The sequence below is a fragment of the Streptomyces sp. SID1328 genome, assembly GCF_009865595.1.
Taxonomy (GTDB): Bacteria; Actinomycetota; Actinomycetes; order Streptomycetales; family Streptomycetaceae; genus Streptomyces; species Streptomyces griseoluteus.
Genome location: NZ_WWKH01000019.1, coordinates 1 through 2,225 on the forward strand (window position 1 = coordinate 1; position 2,225 = coordinate 2,225).

At 75.4% G+C, this 2,225-nt stretch carries 3 protein-coding genes; all 3 read left to right on the top strand.

What is annotated here, in order from left to right; translation table 11 throughout:
* Positions 1 to 871: enoyl-CoA hydratase/isomerase family protein (locus tag GT030_RS00635; RefSeq protein ID WP_161199306.1), on the top strand; the 871-nt coding region annotated here is incomplete at its 5' end.
* Complete coding sequence (locus GT030_RS00640) at positions 868 to 1,455, top strand: hydrogenase maturation protease (protein ID WP_161199307.1); 588 nt, start codon at positions 868 to 870, stop codon at positions 1,453 to 1,455. The genes GT030_RS00635 and GT030_RS00640, both read left to right, overlap by 4 nt.
* 59 nt (positions 1,456 to 1,514) lie before the next feature.
* Positions 1,515 to 2,225: hydrogenase nickel incorporation protein HypB (hypB, locus tag GT030_RS00645; protein ID WP_161199308.1), on the top strand; the 711-nt coding region annotated here is incomplete at its 3' end.

Sequence of the window (2,225 nt, forward strand, 5' to 3'; positions counted from 1 at the left end):
CCCCGCCCTGCCCGAGATCCCGGCCCCGCTCGACCTCCCCGCCGGCCGGCGCACCTTCGCCGACATCCGCTACCGCGAGCGGGGAAGCACCGGCTTCGTGAGTTTCTCCTTCCCGGGCGGCGCGACGAGCACCGACCAGTGCCGCAGACTCCTGGCCGCCTACCAGTACGCCCTCACCCGCCCGACCTCGGTGCTCGTCCTCGGCGGCGCCCGCGACTTCTTCTCCAACGGCATCCACCTCAACGTCATCGAGGGCGCCCCCGACCCCGGCGAGGAGTCCTGGCGCAACCTCAACGCCATGGACGACGTGGTGGAGGCCGTCCTGCGCACCACCGACCGGCTGGTGATCGCCGCGCTCGCGGGCAACGCGGCCGCCGGAGGCGCCATGCTCGCCCTCGCCGCCGACGAGGTGTGGTGCCGCACCGGCGCCGTCCTCAACCCGCACTACCGGCGCATGGGCCTGTACGGCTCCGAGTTCTGGACGTACACCCTGCCCCGCCGCACCGGCCCCGAGACCGCGCGCCGTCTCACCAGCGAGGCGCTGCCGGTGAGCGCCGCCCGAGGGGTCCGGCTCGGCCTGGTGGACCGTCTCGTCCCCGCCGCCCCCGGCGAGTTCGCGGGTACTGTCGAGGCACTCGCGGCCGAACTCGCCGCCGCTCCCGGCCTGGCCGACCGGATCGCCGCCAAGGCCGCCGCCCGCCACGCCGACGAGGGAGTACGCCCCCTCGCCGACCACCGGCGCGACGAACTCGCCCGGATGCACGCCATCTTCTCCGACCCCGCCGCCCCCTACCACGCCCTGCGCTCGGCATTCGTCCGCAAGGTCCCCGCCGCCACCACCCGCCCCCTGCACCCCGGAGACGCCCGATGACCGCCGCCGAACCCCTGCTGGTGGCCGGAGTCGGCAACATCTTCCTCGGCGACGACGCCTTCGGCCCCGAGGTCATCCGTGCCCTCGAACACCGCCCCCTCCCGCCCGGCGCCCACGTACGGGACTTCGGCATCCGGGGCATGGACCTCGCCTACGCCCTGCTCGGCGGCTGCGCCACCGCCGTACTCGTCGACGCCGCGCCCCGGGGACAGCGCCCCGGCACCCTCTCCCTGGTCGAGGCGGAGCCCCCGGACGGCACGGTCGTGCCCGAGGCGCACGGGATGGACCCGGAGAAGGTGCTCGCCCTCGCCACCCACCTCGGCGACGAACCCCTGCCCCGCGTCCTCGTCCTCGCCTGCGAGCCCGCCGTGCTGCCCACCCCGGACGAGGACATCGCCCCCGGCCTCAGCGAACCGGTGCGCGAAGCCGTCGGACGGGCCGTCGACGCGCTGCACACCCTGATCCCGGTCCTGCTGGCCGACCCGGCCGCGCCCACGCCCCCGTTGGGCCGCCCGATGGAATCCGGGCCCCCGCACGCGGCTGCGCTGCCCGGCCTCGGGGCGGGCGGACCCGAAGATCGGTGAGACCCCTGGGCCGTGCCCGGCACGGCCCGGGCCCCCGATCTTCCCGAGGAGCTGTGCCCATGTGCCGGTCCGACGTCAAGCAGGCCGTCCTGGCCAAGAACGACGATCTCGCCGCCCGTCTGCGTGAGGACCTCGCCGAACGGGGCGTCACCGTGGTCAACCTGCTGTCCAGCCCAGGCAGCGGCAAGACCGAACTCCTCGGCCGCGTCCTGGCCCGTGCCGTCCAGCGGGGTGTGCCCGTGGCCGCGCTCACCGCCGACCTCGCCACCGAGAACGACGCCCAGCGCCTCGCCCGCTCCGGCGCCCCCGTCCAGCAGCTCCTCACCGACGGGCTGTGCCACCTGGAGGCAGGCCAGGTCCGCGACCGCCTCGACGGCTGGCTCCCCGCCGACACCGAGGTGCTGTTCGTGGAGAACGTCGGCAACCTCGTCTGCCCGGCCTCCTACGACCTGGGGGAGACCCTGCGGATCGCCCTCATGGCCGTCACCGAGGGCGAGGACAAGCCGCTGAAGTACCCCACCGCCTTCGGCTCCGCCCACCTGGTCGCCATCACCAAGACGGACCTCGCCGCCCCCGCCGGTTTCGACGAGGCCGCCTTCCGCGCCAACGTCCAGCGGGTCAACCCCGGCGTGGAGACGGTACGGACCTGCGCGCGCAGCGGCGACGGCGTCGACGTCCTGCTGGAGCGGGCCCTCGCCGTCCGCCACGCACCGCCCGCCCACCGCCCGCCGCTGGCCCCCGGACCGCACGGCCACTCCCACGGCGGCCAC

Bases quoted from the DNA above. Each gene is read 5' to 3' on its own strand.
- GT030_RS00640 (WP_161199307.1), top strand. From the start codon at position 868: ATGACCGCCGCCGAACCCCTGCTGGTGGCCGGAGTCGGCAACATCTTC.